This is a genomic window from Streptomyces sp. NRRL F-525 (assembly GCF_000716605.1).
Lineage (GTDB): Bacteria > Actinomycetota > Actinomycetes > Streptomycetales > Streptomycetaceae > Streptomyces.
Genome location: NZ_JNXE01000045.1, coordinates 1 through 26,369, shown reverse-complemented (window position 1 = coordinate 26,369; position 26,369 = coordinate 1). Strand labels below are relative to the sequence as shown.

Here is a 26,369-nt window from a genome sequence, read left to right as displayed (position 1 = left end):
CCGGGCCCGCTATGCGGCCGGGGCGACGAGCCGGTAGCCGACGCCTCGTACGGTCTCGATCAGCGCGGGCATCCGCAGCTTGGCGCGCAGGGACGCGACATGCACCTCCAGGGTGCGTCCCGTGCCCTCCCAGCTGGTGCGCCACACCTCGCTGATGATCTGCTCCCGCCGGAACACCACTCCCGGGCGCTGCGCGAGCAGTGCCAGCAGATCGAACTCCTTGCGGGTCAGTTGGACGACCGAACCGTCCACGGTGACCTGACGGGTGGGCAGTTCGATGCGCACCGGGCCGAGCCGCAGCGCGGTGTCGCCGTCGCCGCCCGCGTCCTCGTGGACGCTGCGCCGGCTGACGGCGTGGATGCGGGCGAGCAGCTCCCCGGTGTCGTACGGCTTCACCACGTAGTCGTCGGCTCCGAGGTTGAGGCCGTGGATGCGGGAGCGCACGTCGGAGCGGGCGGTGACCATGATCACCGGGGTGCTGGTGCGCTTGCGGATCTTGCCGCAGACCTCGTAGCCGTCCTGGTCGGGCAGGCCGAGGTCGAGGAGGACGACACCGAAGCCGTCGCTCTCGGGGACGAGTGCCTGGAGGGCCTCCTCGCCGCTGCGGGCGTGCGTGACGTCGAATCCGTGCCGCGCCAGGACCGCGGACAGAGCGGCGGCGACATGGTTGTCGTCCTCGACGAGGAGCAGTCTCATCCCGGCCCCCTCCGGTTCATCGTTCGTATGGTGTCGGCCTGTACAAAAGCACGTCTCACGCGCGCGTGCACCCAGGCAGTCACGCTGATGGACGAAGACGCCGTCAAGTGGGTTCCGGTTGCGTGCGGCCTTCCGTTATCCAGCCGGTACGGATCCCGGCGGCAAACTGCTACGACACGTGTCCTATTGCTATCCGATCGTGATGCTCAGATCTCGCTCAGATGTGATGACGCTGGTCGTAAGGCCTCACTACTGTCCTCCGCAACCGACGAGGACGGAGCCAGCAAGCGATGACCGAAGTATCGGTGGCCAAGGAAAATGTGGCCGCGACCGGCGAACTCGTCGTCCTGAAGAGCGTCAACAAGCACTTCGGCGCGTTGCACGTACTCCAGGACATCGATCTGACGATCGCGCGCGGCGAGGTCGTCGTGGTGATCGGGCCCTCCGGGTCCGGGAAGTCCACTCTGTGCCGCACCATCAACCGCCTGGAGACGACCGATTCGGGTTCGATCACGATCGACGGCAAGCCGCTGCCCCAGGAGGGCAGGGAACTGGCCCGACTGCGTGCCGATGTCGGAATGGTCTTCCAGTCCTTCAACCTCTTCGCGCACAAGACCGTGCTCGAGAACGTGATGCTGGGTCAGATCAAGGTCCGCAAGGCCGACCGCAAGCAGGCCGAGGAGAAGGCCCGGGCATTGCTCGACCGGGTCGGCGTGGCCACGCAGGCGGACAAGTACCCGGCCCAGCTGTCCGGCGGTCAGCAGCAGCGCGTCGCCATCGCGCGGGCGCTGGCCATGGACCCCAAGGTGATGCTCTTCGACGAGCCGACCTCGGCGCTCGACCCGGAGATGATCAACGAGGTGCTGGAGGTCATGCAGCAGCTCGCCCGGGACGGGATGACGATGATCGTCGTCACCCATGAGATGGGCTTCGCCCGCTCGGCCGCCAACCGCGTGGTGTTCATGGCCGACGGCCGCATCGTCGAAGAGGCCGTGCCGGACCAGTTCTTCAGCAACCCGCGCAGCGACCGGGCCAAGGACTTCCTGTCGAAGATCCTTCACCACTGACGACCGCCGGCGATCAGCGCCGACACCCACCGACGATCAGCCACGAACGCTGACGAACCGCTACAGCCAGCCACTGGCGGCCCGCCGACGGCGGGCGGCCGCCGACTGCCGCTGAGGGTCCCGCACGCCCTCAGGGCCACCGTCACGCGCCCTGACGGGCCCTCATCTCCGCACCAGCCAAAGGATGTTCACCATGAAGCTCCGCAAGGTCACCGTCTTCGCGACCACCGCTCTCGTCCTCTCGCTCGCCGCGACGGCGTGCGGGAGCAGCGACAAGGACGACTCCGGTTCGGGCTCCGGCGGCGGCAGCAAGATCAAGGTCGGCATCAAATTCGACCAGCCGGGCCTCGGCCTGAAGAAGCCGGACGGCACCTACTCCGGCTTCGACGTGGACGTGGCGACCTATGTGGCCGGGCAGCTCGGCTACAAGCCCAGCCAGATCGAGTGGGTCGAGACCAAGAGCGCCGACCGTGAGAACGCGCTGGCGCGTGGCGACGTCAAGTTCATCGCGGCCACGTACTCGATCAACGACGAGCGCAAGAAGAAGGTCGACTTCGCCGGCCCCTACCTGCTGGCCCACCAGGACCTGCTCGTCAAGAAGGACTCGACGATCGCCAAGGGCACGGACCTCAACGGCAAGAAGCTCTGTTCCGTGACCGGCTCCACCTCGGCTCAGAACGTCCAGAAGACGATCGCCCCGAAGGCCAACCTCCGTGAGTACAGCGGCTACTCGGAGTGCATCGCCGGCCTCCAGAGCGGTGCGGTGGACGCGTTGACCACCGACGACTCGATCCTGGCGGGCTTCGCCGCACAGAGCCAGTACAAGGGCCAGTTCAAGCTCGCCGGCCTCAAGCTCAGCAACGAGAACTACGGGATCGGCGTCAAGAAGGGCGACTCCGCGACCGTCACCAAGATCAACACCGCGCTGGAGAAGATGGTCAGCAGCGGCGCCTGGCAGACCGCGGTGACCAAGAACTTCGGCCCGGCCAACTACAAGAACGAGGCCGCCCCGAAGATCGGCGACATCGTCAAGTAAGCCCGAGAAAACCCCGGTAAGGCAGGCCCCATACCCGGAAGCGCGGGAGATCGTGTTCGACTTTCTTCAAGGTTATGACGTCCTCGGGGCGTTCTGGATGACGGTGAAACTCACCGTCATCTCCGCCCTCGGCTCCCTGGTCTGGGGCACGCTGCTGGCCGGGATGCGGGTCAGCCCGGTCCCACTGATGCGCGGCTTCGCGACCTTCTACGTCAACACCGTCCGGAACATCCCCCTGACGGTCATCATCGTCTTCACCTCGCTCGGCCTCGCCGACATCTTCGGCGTCACCATGGGCGCGTCCGACGACTTCAAGGTGCAGGGTTTCCGGCTGGCACTCCTGGGTCTCGTGGCTTACCACGCGGCCTTCGTCTGCGAGGCGGTGCGCTCCGGCATCAACACGGTGCCCGTCGGGCAGGCGGAGGCGGCCCGTGCCATCGGGCTGAGCTTCAGTCAGGTGCTGCGGATCGTCATCCTTCCGCAGGCGTTCCGGGCGGTGATCACACCACTGGCCAACGTGCTGATCGCGCTGACCAAGAACACCACCGTGGCGGCCGCGATCGGGGTCGCCGAGGCGGCGGCCCTCATGAAGACGATGATCGAGAACGAGGCCCAGACGGTGGCCATCGGCGTGGTCTTCGCGTTCGGCTTCGTGGTACTGACCCTGCCCACCGGCCTCTTCCTCGGCTGGCTGGGCAAACGACTGGCGGTGAAGCGATGACCTCCGTCCTCTACGACGCGCCCGGCCCCCGCGCCAAGCGGCGCAACGTGCTCCTCTCTGTCGTGTTCTTCGTCCTGCTGGCCCTCTTCTTGTGGTGGGTCTGGCGGACGATGGACGACAAGGGCCAGCTGAAGTGGGCCCTGTGGCAGCCGTTCACCACGTCGGACGCCTGGACGACGTATCTGCTGCCGGGCCTCCTCACCACGCTGAAGGCCGCCGCGCTCGCCATGCTGATAGCCCTCCCCTTGGGCGCGTTGTTCGGCATCGCCCGCATGTCCGACCACCGGTGGGTGCGCGTCCCGGCCGGCGTGGTGGTCGAGTTCTTCCGGTCGATCCCGGTCCTGTTGATGATGCTGTTCGCGAACGAGTTCTACGTCCGCTCGACGAGCATCGGCAGCGAGGAGCGGCCCCTGTACGCCGTCGTCACCGGCCTGGTGCTCTACAACGCCTCGGTGCTCGCCGAGATCGTCAGGGCGGGCATCCTGTCGCTTCCCAAGGGCCAGACGGAGGCCGCGCACGCGATCGGTCTGCGCAAGGGCCAGACGATGACGAGCATCCTGCTCCCGCAGTCCGTCACCGTCATGCTGCCGGCCATCGTCAGCCAGCTCGTGGTCATCGTGAAGGACACCGCGCTGGGCGGCGTGATGCTGGGCCTCACCGAGCTGCTCAGCTCGCGCAGCACCCTCGCGGCCAACTACGCCAACGTGGTGGCGAGCTTCATCGTCGTCGGGATCATCTACATCCTGCTGAACCTCGCGCTCACCACGTTCGCCAGCTGGCTGGAGGGCCGACTGCGCCGCAGCAAGAAGAGCACCGGCGCGACCCTCGACGTCGAGGACGCCGTGGGGCTCAACCCCGCGCAGGTGCAGGGCAGCTTCGGAGCCGGCGCCGGCGGCTCGATCTGATGATCGGTCAAGTGGCATGAACGACACGGAGGCAGTGGCATGATCGCCACTGCCTCCGTCACTTGACGCAAGCACCGGCAATAGGTTGCATACGTTCTGTGATCGTGCACCCTGCGCCAACTTCCTGTTCACATGCGTCCCTGAGGACACCTTCGCGGGCAGGGGGCGCCGCACCGTGGACCCGGTGATCATCGTCGGAGCGGGGCCCGTGGGGCTCACGCTCGCCCTGGCACTGGCGCGGCAGGAGGTGCCTTCCGTCCTTCTCGACGAGGGCCCGGGCAAGGACGAATCGCGTCCCGCGCGCACCGTCGTCCTGCGGGAGGACACGACGGCACTCCTGGAGCGGCTGTCCGGCGTACCCCTCGCCGAGCTCGGTTCGCGCTGGGCCGGATGGCGGTCGATGCGGCGCAAGCAGGTGATGCGTGAGATCACGTTCGACGAGACCGAGCCCGCCCCCCTGCACATCGCCCAGCACGTCCTCACCGGCGCGCTCCGGCAGGCGCTCGCGGGCGAGCGGCTCGTGAAGATCGCCCCGGACAACCGCCTCGACTCGCTCGAGCAGGAGCCCTCGGGCGTCACCGCCCACACCCGCGGCCCCAAGGGCACCTGGTGGCGCGGCAGTTACCTGGTCGGCTGCGACGGCCCGCGCTCGACCGTGCGCAAACTCCTCGACATCCGCTTCCCCGGCCGTACGGCGGTGGAGCGACACGCCGTGGCTGCGCTGCGCACGGAACTTCCGTGGCCCGACCGGGCGTTGTTGCATCGGGTGCCGCCGTGGCGGACGTCCGGACCCTCGGCCGGGGAGGTCACCGGACGCCCCCTCCCGGACGGCGTGTGGCGCCTGGACTGGCTGCTGCCCCCGGGCAAGGACCTGGTCACCCCCGAGGTGCTGCTGGCCCGCATCCGGGAGACCCTCGCGGGCTGGACCGAGGGCCCGACACCGCCGTACGAACTGCTCGACACCGGCGTGCACACCGTGCACCACCGGCTCGCGCGCCGGTGGCGGGCGGGGCGGGTGTTCCTCGCCGGGGACGCCGCGCATCTGCTGGGGGCTCTCGGGACGCAGGGGCTGGACGAGGGGCTGCGGGACGCCGACAACCTCGCCTGGAAGCTGGCCCTGGCCTGGCACCACGGGCCGCACGAGCCGCTGCTCGACAGTTATCAGGCGGAGCGGCGGGCGGTCGTGGCGGCCCGGCTGCGCGCCGCCGACCAGGCGCTGCCGCTGGTGCGCGGCGGCGCCGGACTGCGCGCCGTCGTGCCCGGTTCGGCCCGCGGCCACGACGTGCTGCTCACGGACGGTCACCTGGGGCACGGCGCGCTCGGTGCGCCGGGGGCGTACGCCGACTCACCGCTCGCGCCCCGGCACATCGAGGCGGAGGTCCCCGTCGACACCCCGCCCGGTGCGCCGGTCGCCGACGTCCGGGTCACCGCCGAGGACGGCGCCTTCGTACGGCTGCGGGACCGCCTCGGGCGCGGATCCCTGCTGGTCGTCCTGGTCGCGCCGGGCACGGGCGTGTGGGAGCGCAAGCACTGGGTGACGGCCGGGATCATGCCCCGCCTGGCTGCCGCGGTGACGGCGCTGCCGCACCCGGCCGAGCTGCTGGTCGCCGAGAGCTACCCGGGCGCCGCCGCCCACACCGTCCTTCTCGTACGGCCCGACGGGCACCTGGTCACGGCGCTGAGCGGGGTGCGTCCGGCCGACCTGTACGCGGCGGCCGAGGCGACCCTGGGCGGCCCGGCGAGGACGGAGGCCACGGCCGGCTCACGCTGAGGCCGCCGTATCCGAACTGTCCACATAGTGACGCTGAGTTGACCGGCCCGCACCACCGTGCTGTACTCCGGACCATGACCGACACCTCTGTCCACCTCTGGCGGAAGGTCCACCTGGACCTCGTCCGCTACGTGGGCTGCGTGTGTCTCGTCGCCTGCTGAATTCGCATCTCTCTCACCCGCGCGCGCCACTGTCGTGATGCCTGCGCGCACCCTCGCGAACACTCATCAGGACGGTGCACGTGTCTGTCTCCCCTTCTGCCTCCGTGTCCCCCGCCGCGCGCTCCCAGGCCCCGACGCAGGCCGACCTGCTCGACTTCGTCCGGCGTACGGCCGCCGACGCCGAGCTGATCGCCTCGCTCCCCCTCGACCCCGAGGGCCGCACCTGGGTGCGCCTCGAAGGTCCCGGCGGCAGCGAGGCCTGGCTGATCGGCTGGCCGCCCGGCAGCGGGACGGGCTGGCACGACCACGCCGAGTCGGTCGGCGCCTTCCTCACCGCCGCCGGCGAGCTCAAGGAGAACGCGCTCGCCGCCCGGCTCCCGAGCAACGGCTGGAAGACCCTCGAACTGGAGGAGGGCGTGGACCGCGAACGGCGGCTGCCGACCGGCAAGGGCCGCGCCTTCGGTCAGCACCACGTCCACGAGGTGCTCAACGAGTCCTCCGAAGAGCACGCGATCTCCGTCCACGCCTACTACCCGCCGCTCCCGCAGATCCGCCGCTACAGCCGCACGGGCCCGGTGCTGCGCCTGGAGCAGGTGGAGCGCCCGGAGGACTGGCAGTGAGTGCCACACGCGAACTGCCCCTCGGCATAGACGAGTTGCTGGAGCGGGCGCGCGAGACCTACGAACGGATCGAGGCGCGGGCGGCGTACGAAGCCGCCCGCGACGGCGATGCCCTCCTGGTCGACATCCGCTACGCGGCCCTGCGCGACCGCGACGGCCTCGTCCCCGGCGCCCTGGTCGTCGAGCGCAACGAACTGGAGTGGCGCCTCGACCCCCAGGGCAGCCACCGCGCCCCCGAAGCCACCGGCCACGACCTGCGCGTCGTGGTGATCTGCAACGAGGGCTACGCGTCCACCCTGGCGGCCACGTCCCTGCACCAACTGGGCCTGCACCGCGCGACGGACCTCGTCGGCGGCTTTCAGGCCTGGAAGGCAGCGGGACTGCCTGTCACGTCGTAGACACTCTGTCCACGGCACGACACACCGTCTACGACGTGACACACCGGCCCGCTCACGACCCGTCGGAGGGGCAGTAGAGCGGGGCGGTGTCCGCGTTGGTCCTGGTGATCAGGCGGGCTGGTGTGGTGGCGACCTTCTCCACCTTCTCCTTACGGAGAAGGCTGATGGCGTTGGTGACGGCCAGTTCGCCGGTGTCCTTGGCCGAGTTGGAGACGGTGGCGGCGAAACGGCCGTCCTTGAGGGCGGCGAGTGCCTCGTCGGTTCCGTTGACCGTCACGATCTTGACCTTCTTGCCGCCGCCCGCGTCGAAGGCCTTGCGGGCGGCGAACGCCATCTCCTCGTTGGCGACGAAGGCGTAGTCCAGATCGGGATGCGCTTTGATCATGCTCGCGGCGACGGTCTTCGCTCTGGCGGCGACGAACATGGCGGGCTGGTTCGCGACCACTTTCACGTTCGCCGGCAGCCCTTTGGTGAAACCGCCCACGAGCAGGTCGGAGGCGGCGCCTGGGGCGCCCGCGATGACACCCACCTGCACCTCACGCCCTGCGGCGTCGTCCTCGATCCAGCCGGCGTCCAGCTTGCCCACCGCCTTCAGGTCGACGACGACGGCCCCGAGGATGTCGGACGGATCGGCGCTGACCGAGGTCAGGAAGATCGGGATGTGCGCGCTCTTGGCCTTGGCGATGTCGCTCTTGAGGGCGGTGGTGTTGACCGTCTGCAGGATGATCGCGTCGACATGGCGCGCGATCATGTCCTGGATGTTGGCCAGCTCCCGCGCGGCGTCCTGACGCGAGTTGACGGTGACGAGCTTCGCGAAGTTGCTCTTGGCCGTGTTCTCGATCGACTCCTGCAGACAGGTGTGGAACTCGGTGCTGCCGCCGTTGACGAACCCGAGGGTGGTGGGCCCGTCGTCGGCGGGCGTGGCACTGGACTCCAGTCCGCAGCCACTCAGTAAGAGGCACGTACCGACCAGGAGGACCACCGGTGTTCTTCGGTGGTAAGCGGGCAGGGACAAGGACAAGGGGTGCCGCCTTTCAGGGCGTACGAGGACCGGTCGGCGAAACGGCCGGAGGCACTCGGGCAGGCCTGGCTGCGGCTCAGCGGGCGGGGAAGGCCGAGGGTCGGCAAGCGTGGAGGGCCGAGGTTCGGCAGCAGAAGCTACCCCCGCGGCAAACATGCGCACCCTCTACGTAACGCACGCTAAGTCTGCGCAACGCGTGCCCTCCGGTGAGGCGAGTGGCCGCGGGGAGGGGTGTCCGAGGGTTCCCCTCGCTTGGTCTCGGGACGGACGGCCGCGAGTTTCGGTCGGACGACCGGCGGCTTCCCGCGTTCACTCCCTGGCGGTCGCCACCGTGACCGCCCGGACCTGGAGCGCCACGCGTCCCGGCAGTGTCGTGGCGACGAGGGCGAGGGTCCCGGCCACCGCGACCACCGTGAGATACACGAGGGGCGTGACCGAGGGTGCCGCCCGGCCGGTCATACCGACGCTGAACGCGGTCAGGACGGCGAGGGCGATGCCGCTGCCGAGCGCCGTGGCGAGCAGCAGCACCGACAGCGCCTCGCTACGCAGCATCCGCAGCACCTGACGACGGGTCGCCCCGGCGAGGCGCAGCAGCGCGAACTCCCGGACACGCTCCGCGACCGACATGGCGAGTGTGTTGACCACGGCGATGGCCGTGAACGCCAGGACGAGCCCCATGGCCAGGTAGTTGACCTCGGCGTTCGCCTGTTGCCGCTGCGCCTGGAGCGAATCGGCGGCATCCGGCAAAAGAACCTGGATACCCGGGAACTCACGGAGGGTAGTTGTTAGTTGTGTCTGTGTACGGGTTGTGCTGACGAGGACGGAGGAGGCGAGCGGGTTGTCGACATGCCGGGCGACGAGATCGTGCGAGAAGGTGAGATCTCCGAAGCCGAGGCCTCTGGCGTAGACGGCAACGACGGTGAGCGTGACGGGCGTGCCGTCGCCGAGCGTGAGCTTCAGAGTGCTCCCGGGCTTCAAGTGGAACTGGTCCGCCGCCAGTTCGCTTACGGCCGCGGTGCGCTCGGTGAGTCCGTGAAGCGATCCGGCGGTGACGTCGGGGTCCCAGGTGCGGGTGAGTCCGGTGGGGGTGACGCCTTGGGCCGCGTATTTGTCGAGGCCGACCCTGACGGTCGTGCGGACGACTTCGGTGACGACGTCGTGCGGCGCGCGAAGTTGCCGCGCGGCCTCGGCCGGTACGCCCGGCCCCTGGGAGGCGACGACCCAGTCGGCGCGCACGCCTTCGCGGACCTGGGCGCGGGCGGCGTCGCCGAGGGTGGGCTGGACGAACAGAACGGTGCAGGTCATGCCGATCAGGAGGGTGAGGGGCGTGACGACGGAGGCCATGCGGGTGGCATTGCCCCGAAGGTTCGCGACGGCGAGCCGACCACACGGGCCAGTGCGCCGGAGCAGGGCTCCGATCACGAAAGTGGCCGCCTTGACGAGGAGCGGTCCGAGGAGAGCGACGGAGGTGGAGAGGACCACAACGGCGAGGAAGGTCACGGGGGTTGAGGCGGGTTCGGTACCGAGCTGACTGAGCAGAGCGGTCAGGGTGATGCCGAGGGCGAGGAGGGTTAGGCCTGCGAGGAGGCGGGTGGGGCGGGGGTGGAGGGAATGGCCCTGGGTGAGGCGGGGGTGCTTGATTCGGGGGCGCTTGGGCCTGGTGGCTCCGGGGCCGAGTGCGGCCCCAGGTTCAACCCCCGCTTCGGCGAGTGCCTGGGCCGGGCGTATCCGGGAGATGCGGCGGGAGGCGACCCGGGCCGCGGCCCACGCGCCGAACATGGTCGCGGCGAGGGCTGCCAGCGGTGGGACGACGCCGGTGGTGTGCTGGAGCGTGGCGGGGACCGCGCCCAGGGCGACGAACCTGCCGTAGAGCCAAGTGCTCAGGGGAAGACCGAGCAGGGCGCCCGCGACCCCGGCGATCGTGCCGACGATCAGGGCCTCGCGGCCGAGGAGTTTGCGGATCTGGCCGGAGGTGGCGGCCACCGCGCGGAGCAGGGCGAGTTCGCGGTGGCGTTGTTGGACGGAGAGCGCGAAGGTACCGACGACCACGAGGATCGCCACGAGCAGCGAGGTGCCGCCCATAGCGCCGCCCATGCTGACCAGCTTGATCCTGGCCGTGGCAGCGTCCGGGAACTCGACGGGGCCGCGTGCGTCGCCGGTGGTGACTTGGGCGGTGGCGCTGAGGTGAGCGGTGGTGCCGCGCGGGGCGGTGATGCTGGAGAGCGCAATCGTGCCGACGCGCGGTGCGCTGGTTCCGGCGCGGGGCGTGGAGGGGCTGGCGTGTGTTGCGGAGGTGCCGGCGTGCGGTGTGGTGTTGGTGCCTGGCGCGGTAGTTCCGGCATGCGGCCCAGTCGTTCCGGTTCCGGCGTCCGCCGGGGTGGTTCCGCGGAGCGCCGCGACAACAGCTTGGCGCAGCCTGTCCGTGCTCGTGCCCTTGGCCGGTAGGACTCCGAAGGCGGTGACCTGCCCGGGGTGTGCGGCCAGGCGGCGGGCCTCGGCCGTGGAGAAGAAGAGTGACGTCTGATGGCGTACGGCCGTGGTGGGAGCGGCGATCCCGGTGATCCGGTAGCTGCGCGGGGCCTGTGTCGACTGGACGGTGAGATGGTCGCCGGGCCGGAGCCGGGACCGTTCGGCGAAGTCCCGGTCGATGACGAGATCGGTCGCGGCCTGCGGGGCGCTGCCGGTGACGAGTCGGTACGGCGTCAGCGCGGCCGAGTCCCAGGCGTGCCCGTAGGCCGTCCGGCCGCCGGTGGCACCGCCAGTGGGTGTCAACGGCTGGGCGAGGAAGGTCAGTTCGGGGATGACACGGGCGACGCCCGGGGTCCTTGCCAGCGTTCTCTCCAGGCTCGCGGGGAGCCAGGCGCGCTCGGCGATCGGTTTCGCCTTGTGCTTGACCTTGGTCTTGCCCTTCTTGTGTTTGACGGTGGTCTGGTGGACGTTCTGGTCGGCGGAGACCACGACGGGGCTCGCCGCGTAGCGCTCGGTGCGGATGGTGCCGCGCAGACCGGTGTCGAGGAGGGTGCCGTACGCCGTGATGAGGGCGGCCGCGCACATCAGGGCGAGGAAAGCGCCGAGGAAACCGGCCTTGCGGGCGCGGACGGACCGAAGGGCATAACGCAGCATCATGAGGGCTCGGTCTCTTTTCTGTTGTGTCCCGGCTCGGCGTCGGCAGGGCGCGCAAGGGTGACTTCGGCACCAACGCCAACCCCCGTATCCGCTTCGGCGTCGGCCTCAGCGGGAGGCGCCGGAAAGGCCAGGAACCGCGTAAGCACCGTGCGCGCCCCGGCCGGCGTCTCAGCCTCGGCGCGCTTGTAGCGGTTGAGGAGCGCGATGTACTCCTCGAAGAAATCCCGGAGTTCGGGCGGGGTCAGCCGGATCGTGCCGCGTGAGTACGGGAACGCGTCCTCCCATGCCCCGTTCTCGGCGGAGTCCCGCTGGAGCCGCTCGAAGAGCTCCAGATCGGCGGCGTACGCATGGTGGTTGAGCTCGTCCATGACGTGCCGCATCTCGGCACTCTGACGGCTGCGCGGCGGAAACCGGCGGTCACCGGGAACGGCCCGCCACCAACGCTCGCGACCATGCCCGGGCGCACGCTCCACCCCTGTCCCCGTTTCCGCGTCCCCCTCTCCAACTTCCCTTCCCGCACCCGCCGTTGCCGTCTCTGCCCCCGCCCCCGTCTCCTCGACGAAGCCGTAGCGGGCGAGTTCACGCAGGTGGTACCTGGTGGAGCCGGTGTTCAGGCCCAGCAGGCGGGCGAGCGTGGCCGAGGTCGCGGGGCGGTGCAGGGTGAGGTGCTGGAGCATGCGCTGGCGGCGAGGTTGCGCGAGGGCCTTCAGCGCGGCGAGATCGGAGAGTTCGACCGGTGCGGGTGTCGCCGGGGTCCGCTCGGCGAGCGTCTCCGCGCCGGGTGTGCCGGGTTCCGGTGCCATGCGTACACAGTCGTTTGTGCACAGGCGTCTGTGCACTGGGGCAATCCGACGTCATCGACCTGAGGTTGGCCCTACCTCGGGCACCGGCCCGGTGCTTGCCTGAACGCGGTCGGCGCCCCCGCGCGTCCACCGTGTTCAGGACGTTCGCACCACCGAGGGGTCAGAACCGGGGCGACGCGGAACCGGATCGATCCGGATCAGTACCCCTCATCACCCTCGTCCCCGAGGAACTCCGTGTCCTCGCCCTCTTCCTCCAGCGCCTGCCGGACCACTCTGAGGGCCATGCCCTGGGAGTAGCCCTTGCGGGCCAGCATGCCCGCGAGGCGGCGCAGCCTCTTGTCGCGGTCGAGGCCCTGGGTGGACCGCAGTTTGCGGTCGACCAGTTCGCGCGCCGTCGTCTCCTCCTGCTCGGAGTCGAGCTGGGAGACGGCCTCGTCGATCAGCGTCGGGTCGACGCCCTTGGTGCGCAGCTCTTGGGCGAGCGCCCGTCGGGCCAGGCCCCGGCCGTGGTGCCGGGACTCCACCCAGGCGTCCGCGAACGCGCCGTCGTTGATCAGTCCGACCTCCTCGAACCGCGACAGCACCTCGTCCGCCACCTCGTCCGGGATCTCTCGCTTGCTCAGGGCGTCCGCGAGTTGCTTGCGGGTGCGCGGGTTCCCGGTGAGCAGGCGCAGGCAGATGCCCCGCGCCCGCTCAGCCGGGTCCGCCGGCGGTTCCTCCTTCTTCTCGGCCCTCGCCGAGGAGAAGTCGGGCCCGTCCGCTTCGGAGGACTCCCCGAAGCCGCGGCCACGGCGCCCACGTCTACCGCGCGCGCCGTCACCGCGCGCCGTAGACCCTCGTGAGCCGCCCTCGCCACGTGCTCCACGACCGCGGCGCGAGCCGCGGCCGGGTGCGTCGTCATCGGCGGACCCGTCGCCCGACGAACTGCCGCCCGACGCCGAGCTCCTGAAGAGCCGGCCGGTGCCCGCCGAACCATCGCCGGGCTCCGGGCCACCGAAAGGCGGACCGGTCTCCCCCGCGAAACCGCCGCCCGGCTCGTCGCCGTACGGTCCGTCCATGCCGTACGGCTCCTCGGGCGGGCCGTCCGCACCGTAGGCCAGGCCCTCGCCGCCTCTCCCGCGCCCCTGCGGGGCGTCGGGATACGCGTACTCGGCCCAGTCCGTTCGTCGTGTCACGGGTCAGCTCTTGGCTGCCGTGGCCTTGGCCTTGGTGGTCTTGGCCGCGGCCGGAGCGGGCACCGCCTTCGCGGCGTCGTCCGTGGCGGTGGGGACCACCCCGTCCGCGACCGACTCGGCAGCGGGCTTGTCCTTCTCCGGACGGACGCCCACGCCCAGCTTCTCCAGGATCTTCTTCTCGATCTCGTTGGCCAGGTCGGGGTTGTCCTTGAGGAAGTTGCGCGCGTTCTCCTTGCCCTGGCCGAGCTGGTCGCCCTCGTACGTGTACCAGGCGCCGGCCTTGCGGACGAAGCCGTTCTCCACGCCCATGTCGATCAGGCCGCCCTCGCGGCTGATGCCGTGGCCGTAGAGGATGTCGAACTCGGCCTGCTTGAAGGGCGGCGCGACCTTGTTCTTGACGACCTTGACGCGGGTGCGGTTGCCGACCGCGTCGGTGCCGTCCTTGAGGGTCTCGATACGACGGATGTCGAGTCGCACCGAGGCGTAGAACTTCAGCGCGCGGCCACCGGTCGTGGTCTCCGGCGAGCCGAACATCACGCCGATCTTCTCGCGGAGCTGGTTGATGAAGATCGCGGTGGTCCCGGACTGGTGGAGCGCGCCGGTGATCTTGCGGAGCGCCTGGCTCATCAGACGGGCCTGCAGACCGACGTGGCTGTCACCCATCTCGCCCTCGATCTCCGCGCGCGGGACGAGTGCCGCGACGGAGTCGATGACGATGAGGTCGAGGGCGCCGGAGCGGACCAGCATGTCCACGATCTCCAGGGCCTGCTCGCCGTTGTCCGGCTGGGACAGGATCAGGTTGTCGATGTCGACGCCGAGCTTCTTCGCGTACTCGGGGTCGAGGGCGTGCTCCGCGTCCACGAACGCGACCTGGCCGCCGGCCCGCTGGGCGTTCGCCACCGCGTGCAGGGTCAGGGTCGTCTTGCCGGAGGACTCCGGGCCGTAGACCTCCACCACTCGGCCGCGCGGCAGGCCGCCGACACCGAGGGCGACGTCGAGCGCGGTCGAGCCGGTGGGGATGACCTCGATCGGCTCGTTCGGCCGCTCGCCGAGGCGCATCACGGCGCCCTTGCCGAATTGCCGTTCAATCTGTGCGAGCGCGGCGTCCAGCGCCTTCTCGCGGTCGGTTCCTGCCATGGGTTCCACCCGATTTGCTTGTGTCGATCGCTTCACGTCAAAGACGCTAACGCCTGCCACTGACAATGCGCCCCGACGCCCGCCCAGCCTGTGGATAACTCGGACACTTCACCATCAAAAGCCTGCCGAAATGCCCGTCATGGTCTCGCCGGAGCTTCCATAAGAATGGATGTTCGATTTTCGTGTCAAGCGCACCACGCGGCACTCGCGTCATCGATGTCCTGTGGCACCTCACGCCGTGACAACGCTTCGAATCACATGGAAATCCTTCCCGTGCCAGGGGTCGGGCCCGTTGACTGGCGGCGGCCAACGGCAACCAAGGATGGGAGAACTCGATGAAGATGTGGAAGCGCGCGGGGATCGCGGCCGCGCTGGTCACGGCGACCGTCGGCATCATGAGTCCGGCGGCGTCGGCCGCGCCCATGCCCTGGGAGACCAGCCTCGTGCACAGGCCCGCGCCGACACAGAGCACGGCCATCACCCCGGCCGACGAGACCGGCACCGTCACCATCCTGTGCAGCGGCGGCTGCTACCAGTAGGCACACCCTCGACCCCGATGCCACAGGACGATCACGTCCCGACCGGCCGACAGCGCACGTTCACCGCGGCCGTGTGGTCCTCGCCGTTCAGCAACCTGAGCCGGACCGGGGTGCCGCCGGGGTTGTCGAAGAGCCGGATGCCGTCGCCGAGCAGCACCGGCACGATGTGCAGGTCGATCTCGTCGATCAGTTCGCGCTCCAGGAGCTGTCGGCCGATCGTGGGCGAGAGCACTTCGAGGTTCTTGCCGCCGGCGGCCGCCAGCCCGATGCGTACGGCCTCGGCCACATCGCAGTCCAGAAAGGTCACCCCAGGGGCGGGCGGCGCGTCGTCGGGGTGGTGCGTGAGGACGAACACCGGCCCCTGCCAAGCGCCCCCGTAGACGCTGCCGGCATCGGGGAAGGCGTCGAAGCCGTCCCGGCCACCCAGTACGGCCCCGGTCGTGGCGGCATACTCCTCGACGAGGCCGGCCCGGAACGAGAACCCCGTCATCCAGTCCATCGCGTGGTCCGGCCCCGCCACGAACCCGTCCAGCGACATCGTGAAGTGCCACAGCACCTTGCCTACGGCGGTCTGCGGTCCGGTGTCCGTCAACTGCGAGGCGGGCGTGGTCCCGACGCTCTGCGGGGCCTTTGCGGTGGACATGATCGATCCTCTCTTCCGGGGTCGCCGTTCCGCGGATTCCGGGCGGCTCTCACCTCCATGGACCCGGCGCGCCCCCGAAACTCATCGCGATACCCCTAGGAGCACTACTTCCGCCGTCGTACGGCGGGTGTCTTCGGTCGTACGACGACTGCGCGACGGGTTCCCGCGAGGCTCGGGCCATGACGAGCCACGTACGTCCCGCCGAGCGTCTCTGCCATGTGGTCGGTGCCCTGTTGATCCTCTCCGGGTTGGTGCACCTGGTGGTGTTCGCGGTCGACGGCGGCCCCTGGTACGGGCCCGTCTCCTGGCGCAAGCCCGTCACGTTCGGGCTCTCCTTCGGGGCGACGCTGATCGCGGTCACCTGGGTCACGTCGTATCTGCGCGTCGGGGCCCGGCTGCGCACCGTGCTGCTCGTCGTGTTCGCCGCCGACTGTGTCGTGGAGGTCGGCGGCATCACCCTCCAGGCGTGGCGCCGGGTGCCGTCGCACCTCGACATGGAGACGCCCTTCGACACCGCGGTGTCCATGACGCTCGCGGTGGGCGGCGGCGTCCTCGTGGTGCTGCTCACCGTGTTCGCGGTGGCGTCCTTCCGGCACCGGCCGACGGGACCTGCGGGGATGGCGCTCGCGGTGCGTTCCGGGTTCGCGATCCTGCTGGTGGCGCTGGCCTCGGGCGCCGCGATGATCGCGCGCGGGGTCGTCCTCGCCCGGACCGGCCACCAGGAGGCGGCGTACCACTCGACGGCCCCGCTCAAGCCGCTGCACGGGGTGAGCCTGCACGCCGTCCTGGTGCTCCCGGCCCTGGCCTGGCTGCTGTCCCGCACGTCCTGGAGCGAGGTGGTACGACGGCGGACCGTGACCGTCGCGGTCGGCTGCTACGTCGTTGCCGTGGCCGGGGCCGGGGTGTGGGCGGTGCTCACGTACTGACCTCGACGCCCTGGTGTTGTCGCCGGATCATCCCTCAGGAGGAGCCGGAGGAGCCCTCTCCTGGGTCCTTCGGCTCGGAGTCCCTCGGTGTGGAGTCGGCCGGCTCCACACCGGCCGGCTGGGAGTCAGCCGTCCCGGAGTCGGCCGTAGCGACCGAGTTGTTTCTAGAGGTGGAGTCGGTCCCAGCGGAATCGCGGGTACCGGAGTCGGCCGCTGTCGGCTCCTCCGTCCCCTGCCGCCGCTCCCACAGCTGACGCGCGCGGGCCAGCGGGCCGGGACCGCCGGAGCCTCGCGTGGTCCGGTGTCCGTGGACGCGGGGGTCGTCCGTGACGGCGTACCGCTTCACGTACGCCCCGAGGAACGCCTGGAGCGTGGCGACCGCCGGGATGGAGATCAGCGCGCCGACGGCACCGAGGAGCGCGGTGCCCGCGATGACCGAGCCGAAGGCGACCGCGGGGTGGATGTCGACGGTCTTCGCGGTCAGCTTGGGCTGCAGCATGTAGTTCTCGAACTGCTGGTAGACCACGACGAAGATCAGCACCCACAGCGCGTACCAGGGGTTCACGGTGAAGGCGATCAGCATGGGCAGGGCGCCCGCGAGATACGTGCCGATGGTCGGGATGAACTGGGAGACCAGGCCCACCCAGACGGCGAGCACGGGCGCGTACGGGATGCCCAGCGCCTGCAGCAGGATGTAGTGCGCCACTCCGGAGACCAGGGCCATCAGACCGCGGGAGTATATGTAGCCGCCCGTCTTGTCGACGGCGATCTCCCACGCGCGCAGCACCTCGGCCTGCCGAGCGGGCGGCAGTACGGAGCACAGCGCGCGGCGCAGCCGCGGCCCGTCGGCGGCGAAGTAGAACGAGAACAGACCGATCGTCAGCAGCTGGAAGAGGCCCCCGAGCACCTGGGTGGACACGTCCAGCACGCCGGTCGCGCTGTTCTGCACGTACTTGCGCAGCCAGTCGGAGTGGAGCAACCCCTCCTGGATGTCGACCCGTCTGAGGTCGGTGTGGAAGTGCCCGTTGACCCAGTTGATGACGGAGTCGAGGTAGTCCGGGAAGTCCTCGATCATCTTGATGATCTGGCCGGCGAGCATCGACCCGAGGAGCGTGATGAAGCCGGCGCACACGATCAGCAGGCCGAGGAAGACCAGGAAGGTGGCCAGTCCACGGCGCATCCCGAAGGCGGCCATGCGGCTCACCGCGGGCTCGATGGCGAGGGCCAGGAAGAACGCGATGAGGATGTTGATCAGCAGCCCGATGAGCTGGTGGAAGGCCCAACTGCCCAGCTGGAACACGGCGACGAGGGCGAGCGCCAGCACCATGGCGCGCGGCAGCCAGCGCGGCATGCCCGGACCCGGTGCGGCGCCGTCGGCCGGGGGCCGGGCCGGCGGCGTCGCACCGGTCGGGGATGCCTGCTGGGCGTCGTGCCCGGTCTCGTCAGTGACTGCCACGGTGCAAGTCTCGCCTACGCCACTGACAACCGGTCACCGCCGTCGATCTTCGTGACCGATCAGCGACTTTCCGGCGGAGGATCAGCGGCTCTGCCGCGGAACGTTCATGACGTCGCAGACCACGCGCCATACGTCCTTGGCCTCCCAGCCCGCGTCCAGCGCCTCGTGCACCGTCCGCCCGCCGAGTTCCGTCATCACGTGATCGCGCGCGAAGCTCTCGGCGTACCCCGCGCCGAAGTGCTCCGTCATCCGCTCCCAGAAGACCGTCAACCGCATGACACCAGTATCCCGCCCCTGAGAGTGGGACCAGGTCGGGACCCCTTGCGGAGACCGCTTTCCGTCCTACGGTCTGACGCATGGCCGAAACAGGAGCTTCCCCACTCCCCCCGACGCCCCCGGCGCACTCCCCGCTCTTCCGCGCCGAGCACTTCGTCTGGCTCACCGCGCGCGTGCTGGAACAGCGCCTCTTCGCGTACCACTTCCTCAACGGCGAACCCGATCCGGTGGAGACCGCGCTGGATGCCTACCGCAACGAGGACGGCGGGTACGGGCACGCGCTGGAACCCGATCTGCGCGGCCCGGTGAGCCAGCCGCTGCACACCGGGCACGCGCTGCGCGTCCTGGATGCCGTCGGGCGCTGCGGCGGGCAGCGGGTGGAACGCGTGTGCCGCTATCTGACCTCGGTCTCCACGGCCGACGGCGCCCTGCCGGCGATCCTTCCCGGCCAGCGCGGCTATCCGACGGCCCCCTTCGTGCCGATCGTGGACGACCCGCCCAGCGAACTCCTCGCCACCGGGCCGGTGGTGGGCCTGCTGCACCGCAACGAGGTGTGGCACGCCTGGCTGTTCCGGGCCACCGACTTCTGCTGGCAGGCCGTCGACTCCCTGGAGAAGTCGCACCCCTACGAGATCGAGGCCGCCGTCGCCTTCCTGGACTCGGCACCCGACCGCCCGCGCGCGGAGGCGGCCGCCGACCGCCTCGGCCGCCTGGTGCGCGAGCACCGGCTCGCCGCCCTGGACCCGGAGCGCCTGGAGGCGTACCCGGTCGCCCCCGGGTACGCGCCGGGCGAGCACCACTTCCCGTACGACTACGCGAAGACGCCGAGTTCGCTCGCGCGCGCGTGGTTCACGGACGACGAGATGGCCCGTTCCCTGGACCACCTCGCGGGCGGCCAGCGGGAGGACGGCGGCTGGCCGATCCGCTGGCGTCAGTGGGCACCGGGCATCGCCTTGGAGGCACGCCCCATGGTGACGATCCAGGCCCTGCGCACCCTGAAGGCGTACAGCCGTTCCGTGGGCTGATTCCGGGGCGCCTCAGCCACCGATGGCCCGCACGCCCGCCGTCACCAGCACGGCCGCCGCGACGACGAGCAGGAACGGTGCCCGCAGCACCAGCGCCACGGCGGCCGCCGCGAGCCCCGCGGCCCGGGCGTCGAGCACGAGCGCGTGCCCGTCGGCGAAGGTCTGCTGAGCCGTGAGCGCGGCGAGCAGGGCGACCGGCAGCAGCGCGGCGAGCCGCCGCACCAGCGGCCGTTCCAGGGCGCCCGCGGGCACCAGCAGTCCGGCGAGCTTGACGACGTAGCAGCCGAGGGCGGTCGCCGCGATCGCGATCCAGACGGTCAACGGTCTTCCTCCTGTGCCTGGCAACTGCCTTCTTCTGGTGCGCCGTTACGTGCCCCGCCCTGCCGACGGCCTTCTACGTAGAGGGCGATCGGCGCCGCGAGAGCCGCCGCCAGGACCGGCACACCGGCCGGCAGCACGGGCAGCAGGCCCAGTCCCAGAAGGACCGCGAGTGCGGCGACGGCACGCTCGGTGGTGGTCGTGAGCATGGGCGCGAGCAGCGCCAGGAAGACGGCGGGCCCGGCCGCGTCGAGACCCCAGGCGTCCGTGTCCCCGATGGCCTTGGCGCCCAGCGCGCCGAGCAGCGTGGTGAGGTTCCACAGCAGGTACAGGGTGAGCCCGGTGACGGTGAAGCCGATCCGGGCGGCACGCCGTGTGGGCTGGGCGAGGGTGACGGCCGTCGTCTCGTCGATGACCCATTGGGCGGCGAACGGGCGCACCGCGCGCGGAAGGGCCAGCAACTGCGAGAGGCGCAGCCCGTAGAAGGTGTTGCGCACCCCCAGGAAGAAGGCTCCCGCCGCCGCGGTGAGCGGATTGCCGCCGGCCGCGAGCGCTCCCACGAGCGCGAACTGGGAGGCGCCGGTGAACACCAGGAGGCTGAGGGCGCAGGTCTGCAGCAGGGTGAGCCCGCCACCGGCCGAGGTCACCCCGAAGGCGAACCCGGACAGCCCTACGGCGACCCCGACCCCGAGGGCGTCCCGTACGACGGCGGAGTCCGGCTTTCCCTCTGTGTTGGAGCCCGGTTCTCCTCCCGCTCCGGCGCGTATGTCTTCTGAAGCGATCTGTTCTGCCACGTGTCGGACGGTACGAGGAGCCGGTGTCCCGCGTCTTGTACGTTCTTGCGCTCCCGCTGGTACGCGCCCGGGGGCACGCCCACGATCCGGGCGAAGTGCCGGTTGAGGTGCGGCTGGTCCGTGAACCCGACGGCGACTGCGGCCTCCGCGGGCGCCGTGCCCACGTCCAGGAGACGGCGTGCCTCCCGCACCCGGGCGTCGGTCAGCCAGGCGTGGGGCGGCATCCCGTAGGCACCGCGGAACGCGCGCAGCAGGGCGAAGGGACTGGTCCCCAGATCCCCGGCGAGCCGCTCCAGGGTGGGCGGTTCCGCCATCCGCTCCTCCAGCACGGCACGCGCGCGTGCGGCGACCCGACCGCCGGCCGTGGGCACGGCGCGCTGCGGCAGCGGTCCACCGTTCAGCCGGAGCAGTCTGGTGACGGCGATCCGCAGCAGGGTGTCGGCGGCGAGCGCGTTGCCCTCGTCGGCCGCGCGCAGGATCTGATGGACGAGCCCGACGGTGTAGAGGTCGTCGAGCACCGGACTGATGAAACCGGGGGTGCCGCGGATCGAGGTGGTCTCGGCGGCTATCGCGGCCACCACCTCGGGCGACGGGTAGACCGCCCCGTACCGCCAGCCCTCGGGTACACCCGCCCGGCCGGTGTGCGGGGTGTCCGGGTTGACCAGAGCGAGCGCTCCCGCCCCGGCGGACACGTCGCCCCCACCGTGGTGGAACACCTCGACGCCGTCCGCGATGGCGGCGATGACGAAGTTCTCGTGCGTGTGCCGTACGAACGTCTTGCGGATGTACCGGGCCCGCAGCAGATCGACGCCGGGCAGCTCCGTGTACTGCCAGTGCCTCGCCAGCTCGCCCGAACCTGCCATACGGCCATTCTCCGCCACGGTGACGGGAAGAAGCCTTCCTGCCCACGGCGCCCGAAAGCCGCGGAAACGGTCCTGCTCGCCACGGCCGACAGGCGCTGAAACGGTCCTGCCCGCGACGGCCGGCAGGCGACCGAAACGGTTCCGCGCGCAGCCGCCACGGAATCCCCGCAGGTCAGACGCATTGTCAGTGGGCGGGTGCAGGATGGACGCATGGTCAGCTCCGCACATCGAGCCCTCGACGGCTTCTCCCCCGCGACCCGCGGCTGGTTCACGGGGGCCTTCTCCGCGCCCACCGCGGCCCAGGCGGGCGCGTGGAAGGCCATCGGCGAAGGCTCGGACGTGCTGGTGGTGGCGCCGACCGGTTCCGGCAAGACCCTGGCCGCCTTCCTCGCCGCCCTGGACCAGCTCGCCGCGACACCCCCGCCCGCCGACCCGAGGAAGCGCTGCCGCGTCCTGTACGTGTCCCCGCTCAAGGCCCTCGCGGTCGACGTCGAGCGCAACCTCCGCTCCCCGCTCACCGGCATCCGTCAGGAGTCCGTCCGCCTGGGCCTGCCCGAGCCCGAGGTCAAGGTCGGCATCCGCTCGGGCGACACCCCGCCCGCCGAGCGCCGCGCCCTGTCCACCCGCCCGCCGGACATCCTGATCACCACCCCGGAGTCCCTGTTCCTGATGCTCACGTCGGCCACGCGCGACGCGCTGACGGGCATCGAGACGGTGATCCTGGACGAGGTGCACGCGGTCGCGGGCACCAAGCGGGGTGCGCATCTCGCGCTGTCCCTGGAGCGGCTGGACGAGCTGCTGCCGAAGCCGGCCCGTCGCATCGGCCTGTCCGCGACCGTGCGCCCGGTCGACGAGGTCGCCCGCTATCTCGCCCCGCGCGGCAAGGTGGAGATCGTCCAGCCGAAGTCCGGCAAGGAGTTCGACCTCTCCGTGGTCGTCCCGGTCGAGGATCTGGGCGAGTTGGGCGGCTCCCCGGTCGCCGACGGCAAGGAGGGTGCGGAGAAGCCCTCGATCTGGCCGCACGTCGAGGAGCGCATCACCGACCTCGTCCAGTCGCATCGTTCAACAATCGTGTTCGCCAACTCCCGCCGCCTGGCGGAGCGTCTGTGCAACCGCCTCAACGAGATCGCCTACGAGCGCGCGACCGGCGAGCCCCTGGACGAACACCACGCACCGGCCGAGCTGATGGGCGGTTCCGGTGCCGCCCAGGGCGCGCCCCCGGTCATCGCCCGCGCCCACCACGGCTCGGTGTCCAAGGAGCAGCGCGCCCAGGTCGAGGAGGACCTCAAGGCGGGCCGGCTCCCCGCCGTGGTGGCCACGTCCAGTCTGGAGCTGGGCATCGACATGGGCGCCGTCGACCTCGTCATCCAGGTGGAGTCCCCGCCCTCCGTGGCCTCCGGCCTCCAGCGGGTGGGCCGCGCGGGACACCAGGTCGGCGCGGTCTCCACAGGTGTGGTCTTCCCGAAGTACCGGGGCGACCTCGTCCAGGCCGCCGTGGTCACCGAGCGGATGCGCACCGGCTCCATCGAGTCCCTGAGGGTGCCCGCCAACCCCCTGGACGTCCTCGCCCAGCAGCTCGTCGCGATGACGGCGCTGGACACCTGGCAGGTCGACGACCTGCTCGCCACGGTCCGCCGGGCCGCGCCCTTCGCCTCGCTCCCGGAGTCGGCGTTCACGGCCGTGCTCGACATGCTCGCGGGCCGTTATCCGTCCGACGCGTTCGCGGAGCTGCGCCCGCGCGTGGTGTGGGACCGCATCGCCGGCACGATCACCGGCCGCCCCGGCGCGCAGCGCCTCGCCGTCACCTCCGGGGGCACGATCCCCGACCGCGGGCTCTTCGGGGTCTTCCTGGCCGGCGCCGACCCCAAGAAGGGCGGCGGCCGGGTCGGCGAGCTGGACGAGGAGATGGTCTACGAGTCCCGGGTGGGCGACGTCTTCACGCTCGGCACCTCCTCCTGGCGGATCGAGGACATCACCCGCGACCGCGTCCTGGTCTCCCCCGCACCAGGCGTCCCCGGCCGGCTCCCCTTCTGGAAGGGCGACCAGTTGGGCCGCCCGCTGGAACTGGGCCGCGCGGTGGGCGCGTTCCTGCGCGAGGTCGGCTCGCAGCCCAAGGAGGACGCCCGCCTGCGCCTCCTCGCCGCCGGCCTCGACGCCTGGGCCGCGGAGAACGTGCTGTCGTACCTGGCCGAACAGCGCGAGGCCTGCGGCCACATCCCGGACGATCGCACGATCGTCGTGGAGCGCTTCCGCGACGAACTCGGCGACTGGCGCGTGGTCATCCACTCCCCCTTCGGCGCCCAGGTCCACGCCCCCTGGGCCCTCGCCCTCGGCGCCCGTCTCTCCGAGCGCTACGGCATGGACGCCCAGGTGATGCACGCCGACGACGGCATCGTCCTGCGGCTGCCCGACGCCGACCTGATGGGCCTGGACCTGCTCGACCAGGAGCCCATGAAGGCCGGTACGGAGTACGACGCCGACCAGGCCCCCGTAGGAGCGGCGGATGTCGCCTTCGACAAAGGCGAGGTCAACCAGATCGTCACCGACCAGGTCGGCGGCTCGGCCCTGTTCGCGGCCCGCTTCCGCGAGTGCGCCGCCCGCGCGCTGCTGCTGCCGCGCCGCAACCCCGGCAAGCGCACCCCGCTGTGGCAGCAGCGCCAGCGGGCGGCCCAACTGCTCCAGGTGGCCAGCGAGTTCGGCTCGTTCCCGATCGTCCTGGAGGCGGTCCGCGAATGCCTCCAGGACGTCTTTGACGTCCCCGGACTTACCGAGCTGATGGGCGACCTGGAGTCCCGCAAGGTCCGCCTCGTCGAGGTCACCACCCCAGAGCCGTCCCCCTTCGCCCGCTCCCTCCTCTTCGGGTACGTCGCCCAGTTCCTCTACGAGGGAGACTCGCCGCTCGCCGAGCGCCGCGCCGCCGCCCTGTCCCTGGACTCCCACCTGCTGGCCGAGCTGCTCGGCCAGGCGGAGCTGCGCGAACTCCTCGACGCCGAGGTACTGACCGAGCTGGAGCGCGAACTCCAGTGGCTCACCGAGGACCGCCGCATCAAGGACGTCGAAGGCGTCGCCGACCTGCTGCGCATGCTCGGCCCGCTCACCGACGCCGAGTTGGCCGAGCGGGGCGCCGCACCGCAGTGGACCCAGGAGCTGGCCTCGGCCCGCCGCGCGATCCGTGTCCGCATCGCCGGTGCCGACCACTGGGCGGCGATCGAGGACGCGGGCCGCCTGCGCGACGCGCTCGGCACCGCGCTGCCGGTCGGCGTCCCGGAGGCGTTCACCGAACCGGTCAAGGACCCGCTCGGCGACCTCCTGGCACGGCACGCGCGTACCCACGGCCCGTTCACGTCGGCCACGGCAGCGGCCCGCTTCGGCCTCGGCGTGGCGGTCACCGACGGCGCGTTGCAGCGGCTCGCGGCCAACGGCCGTGTCGTACAAGGGGAGTTCCACCCGGCCGGCATCGGCCAGGAGTGGTGCGACGCCACGGTGCTGCGCCGCCTGCGCCGCCGCTCCCTGGCCGCACTGCGGCACGAGTTGGAGCCGGTGCCGCCCGCCGCGCTCGCGCAGTTCCTCCCCCGGTGGCAGCACATCGGCAAGGGCCACGGGCTGCGCGGCATCGACGGACTGGTGCGCGCAGTCGAGCAGTTGCAGGGCGCCTCCGTGCCCGCGTCGGCCCTGGAGAAGCTCGTCCTGCCGTCCCGCGTGGCGAACTACGCGCCCGCCATGCTCGACGAACTCACCTCCGCAGGCGAGCTGGTGTGGGCCGGCGCGGGCTCCCTCCCCGGCAAGGACGGCTGGGTCTCCCTGTACTTGGCGGACGCGGCCCCCCTGCTCCTCCCGCCCCCACACCCACTCGAACTCACGGCACTGCACCAGTCGGTCCTCGACACCCTCTCCGGCGGCTACGGCCTCTTCTTCCGTCAGATCACCGACCAGATCCGCGCGACCACCCACCCCGACGTCACCGACCCCCAACTGGCCGACGCCGTATGGGACCTGGCCTGGTCCGGGCGGCTCACGAACGACACTCTCGCCCCCATGCGCTCCCTGCTGGGCTCGGGCCGTACGGCGGGTTCCACGGCCCATCGCGCCAAACGCACGGTCCCGCGCGGGCGTTACGGCTCCCTCACCGCCGCCGCACGCCCCGCCTCCCGCACCGGTCCGCCGACCGTCGCGGGCCGCTGGTCCCTGCTCCCCGCCCACGAGCCCGACCCCACCGTGCGCGCCCACGCCCTGGCCCGCACCCTGCTCGACCGGCACGGCGTGGTGACCCGGGGAGCGGTCGCCGCGGAGGGCGTCGAGGGCGGCTTCTCCGCGACGTACCGCGTCCTGTCCGCCTTCGAGGACAGCGGTCAGGCACGGCGCGGCTATGTCGTGGAGGGGCTCGGCGCCGCCCAGTTCGCGATGGACGGCGCGGTGGACCGCCTCCGCGCGGTCGCCAACGCCCGCGACCGGGGCGACGACCTGCCCACTCCGGACCCCACGGACAACGACCCCTACGGCTTCGGCGCCCTCACAGGCTCCGGCTCACCAACCGCCGACGCAGGCAACGCCGCCGCCGACCCGTTCGGAACCCCGAGCGCCACCCACGACTCGCCTGACAACCGCGGCCGACAGGACCCGTACGCCTCGCCTGACAACCACAACCGGCAAGCGCCGTACGCCTCACCCACCGACCACGGCCGCTACGACACCTCCCACTCCCCCGGAACATCCGGCGCCCCGGGCTCATCCGACGCCGCCTCCGGAGTCCACGACTTCGCGGACGCCTTCGGCCCGTTCACCGACTTCGACGACCTCGAAAGCCTGGGCTCACCGGACGACCGCCCCACGAACCCGGGCGCCCCCACCTCCAGACACCACCGCACCCCCGCCTCCCACCCCCCGGCCCCGGG

23 protein-coding genes are annotated in these 26,369 nt (G+C 70.9%); 11 read left to right on the top strand and 12 right to left on the bottom strand.

The features are described from left to right. Window positions 1-9 precede the first annotated feature (9 nt). A complete protein-coding gene (locus OO69_RS41735; protein ID WP_033286187.1) occupies window positions 10-696 on the bottom strand; it encodes a response regulator transcription factor in 687 nt (228 codons plus the stop codon). A 290-nt stretch (window positions 697-986) separates the two neighbouring features. Here OO69_RS41735 and OO69_RS41730 point away from each other — a divergent pair, with 290 nt between their 5' ends. From OO69_RS41730 to OO69_RS41700, 7 genes are all read left to right on the top strand, one after another. Continuing rightward, window positions 987-1,763 carry an amino acid ABC transporter ATP-binding protein gene (locus tag OO69_RS41730; RefSeq protein ID WP_033286186.1) on the top strand — a complete coding sequence of 259 codons (777 nt, stop codon included), beginning with the start codon at window positions 987-989 and terminating at the stop codon, window positions 1,761-1,763. A gap of 193 nt (window positions 1,764-1,956) precedes the next feature. Beyond that, a complete protein-coding gene (locus OO69_RS41725; protein WP_199811134.1) occupies window positions 1,957-2,799 on the top strand; it encodes a glutamate ABC transporter substrate-binding protein in 843 nt (280 codons plus the stop codon). Window positions 2,800-2,851: 52 nt separating this feature from the next. Then, window positions 2,852-3,520, top strand: coding sequence for an amino acid ABC transporter permease (locus tag OO69_RS41720; protein ID WP_033286184.1), 669 nt, complete (start codon window positions 2,852-2,854; stop codon window positions 3,518-3,520). After that, complete coding sequence (locus tag OO69_RS41715) at window positions 3,517-4,425, top strand: amino acid ABC transporter permease (protein WP_033286183.1); 909 nt, start codon at window positions 3,517-3,519, stop codon at window positions 4,423-4,425. The genes OO69_RS41720 and OO69_RS41715 overlap by 4 nt, the downstream gene beginning before the upstream one ends. 175 nt (window positions 4,426-4,600) lie before the next feature. After that, complete coding sequence (locus OO69_RS41710) at window positions 4,601-6,196, top strand: FAD-dependent monooxygenase (RefSeq protein WP_033286182.1); 1,596 nt, start codon at window positions 4,601-4,603, stop codon at window positions 6,194-6,196. A gap of 241 nt (window positions 6,197-6,437) precedes the next feature. After that, a complete protein-coding gene (locus OO69_RS41705) occupies window positions 6,438-6,977 on the top strand; it encodes a cysteine dioxygenase (RefSeq protein ID WP_033286181.1) in 540 nt (179 codons plus the stop codon). Beyond that, complete coding sequence (locus tag OO69_RS41700) at window positions 6,974-7,375, top strand: rhodanese-like domain-containing protein (protein WP_033286180.1); 402 nt, start codon at window positions 6,974-6,976, stop codon at window positions 7,373-7,375. The genes OO69_RS41705 and OO69_RS41700 overlap by 4 nt, the downstream gene beginning before the upstream one ends. A 52-nt stretch (window positions 7,376-7,427) precedes the next feature. On the opposite strand, the gene OO69_RS41695 is transcribed toward OO69_RS41700, so the two are convergent. From OO69_RS41695 to recA, 5 genes are all read right to left on the bottom strand, one after another. Continuing rightward, window positions 7,428-8,390 carry a sugar ABC transporter substrate-binding protein gene (locus OO69_RS41695; RefSeq protein WP_051801620.1) on the bottom strand — a complete coding sequence of 321 codons (963 nt, stop codon included), beginning with the start codon at window positions 8,388-8,390 and terminating at the stop codon, window positions 7,428-7,430. 315 nt (window positions 8,391-8,705) lie between these two features. After that, entirely contained in the window at window positions 8,706-11,522 is a 2,817-nt protein-coding gene (locus tag OO69_RS41690) for an ABC transporter permease (RefSeq protein WP_033286178.1), read from the bottom strand. Continuing rightward, window positions 11,519-12,325, bottom strand: a complete 807-nt coding sequence (locus OO69_RS41685) for a winged helix-turn-helix domain-containing protein (RefSeq protein WP_033286177.1) — start codon at window positions 12,323-12,325, stop codon at window positions 11,519-11,521. The genes OO69_RS41690 and OO69_RS41685 overlap by 4 nt, the downstream gene beginning before the upstream one ends. Window positions 12,326-12,522: 197 nt before the next feature. After that, on the bottom strand, window positions 12,523-13,500 hold the full coding sequence (gene recX, locus OO69_RS41680; protein WP_033286176.1) for a recombination regulator RecX: 978 nt from the start codon (window positions 13,498-13,500) through the stop codon (window positions 12,523-12,525). Between the two features lie 3 nt (window positions 13,501-13,503). Next, on the bottom strand, window positions 13,504-14,637 hold the full coding sequence (recA, locus tag OO69_RS41675) for a recombinase RecA (protein WP_033286175.1): 1,134 nt from the start codon (window positions 14,635-14,637) through the stop codon (window positions 13,504-13,506). Between the two features lie 335 nt (window positions 14,638-14,972). Between recA and OO69_RS41670 the strand changes: the two genes are divergently transcribed. After that, complete coding sequence (locus OO69_RS41670) at window positions 14,973-15,176, top strand: hypothetical protein (RefSeq protein ID WP_033286174.1); 204 nt, start codon at window positions 14,973-14,975, stop codon at window positions 15,174-15,176. A 31-nt stretch (window positions 15,177-15,207) separates the two neighbouring features. Here the strand turns inward: OO69_RS41670 and OO69_RS41665 are convergent, their stop codons facing one another. Beyond that, window positions 15,208-15,819, bottom strand: coding sequence for a dihydrofolate reductase family protein (locus OO69_RS41665; protein ID WP_078652806.1), 612 nt, complete (start codon window positions 15,817-15,819; stop codon window positions 15,208-15,210). A gap of 179 nt (window positions 15,820-15,998) precedes the next feature. Between OO69_RS41665 and OO69_RS41660 the strand changes: the two genes are divergently transcribed. Further along, window positions 15,999-16,745: a hypothetical protein gene (locus OO69_RS41660; RefSeq protein WP_033286173.1), complete on the top strand. Its 747-nt coding sequence runs from the start codon at window positions 15,999-16,001 to the stop codon at window positions 16,743-16,745. A gap of 34 nt (window positions 16,746-16,779) precedes the next feature. On the opposite strand, the gene OO69_RS41655 is transcribed toward OO69_RS41660, so the two are convergent. Then, window positions 16,780-18,201, bottom strand: a complete 1,422-nt coding sequence (locus OO69_RS41655; RefSeq protein ID WP_078652805.1) for an AI-2E family transporter — start codon at window positions 18,199-18,201, stop codon at window positions 16,780-16,782. A gap of 81 nt (window positions 18,202-18,282) precedes the next feature. After that, window positions 18,283-18,477, bottom strand: coding sequence for a DUF3046 domain-containing protein (locus OO69_RS41650; protein ID WP_033286172.1), 195 nt, complete (start codon window positions 18,475-18,477; stop codon window positions 18,283-18,285). An 80-nt stretch (window positions 18,478-18,557) separates the two neighbouring features. Between OO69_RS41650 and OO69_RS41645 the strand changes: the two genes are divergently transcribed. Then, window positions 18,558-19,502 carry a hypothetical protein gene (locus OO69_RS41645; protein WP_033286171.1) on the top strand — a complete coding sequence of 315 codons (945 nt, stop codon included), beginning with the start codon at window positions 18,558-18,560 and terminating at the stop codon, window positions 19,500-19,502. Window positions 19,503-19,514: 12 nt separating this feature from the next. Here OO69_RS41645 and OO69_RS41640 read toward each other — a convergent pair whose 3' ends face one another. Genes OO69_RS41640 through OO69_RS41630 form a run of 3 tightly spaced genes read right to left on the bottom strand, consistent with a single transcriptional unit; the run spans window position 19,515 to window position 21,477 of the window. Continuing rightward, complete coding sequence (locus OO69_RS41640; protein WP_033286170.1) at window positions 19,515-19,823, bottom strand: AzlD domain-containing protein; 309 nt, start codon at window positions 19,821-19,823, stop codon at window positions 19,515-19,517. Further along, window positions 19,820-20,602 (bottom strand): AzlC family ABC transporter permease, encoded by a 783-nt coding sequence (locus OO69_RS41635; RefSeq protein ID WP_420707956.1) that lies wholly within the window; start codon window positions 20,600-20,602, stop codon window positions 19,820-19,822. The genes OO69_RS41640 and OO69_RS41635 overlap by 4 nt, the downstream gene beginning before the upstream one ends. Next, window positions 20,491-21,477 (bottom strand): AraC family transcriptional regulator, encoded by a 987-nt coding sequence (locus OO69_RS41630; RefSeq protein WP_033286168.1) that lies wholly within the window; start codon window positions 21,475-21,477, stop codon window positions 20,491-20,493. The genes OO69_RS41635 and OO69_RS41630 overlap by 112 nt, the downstream gene beginning before the upstream one ends. 210 nt (window positions 21,478-21,687) lie before the next feature. On the opposite strand from OO69_RS41630, the gene OO69_RS41625 reads away from it, so the two are divergent. After that, the coding region (locus OO69_RS41625) for an ATP-dependent helicase (RefSeq protein WP_033286167.1) at window positions 21,688-26,369 on the top strand (4,682 nt) is incomplete at its 3' end.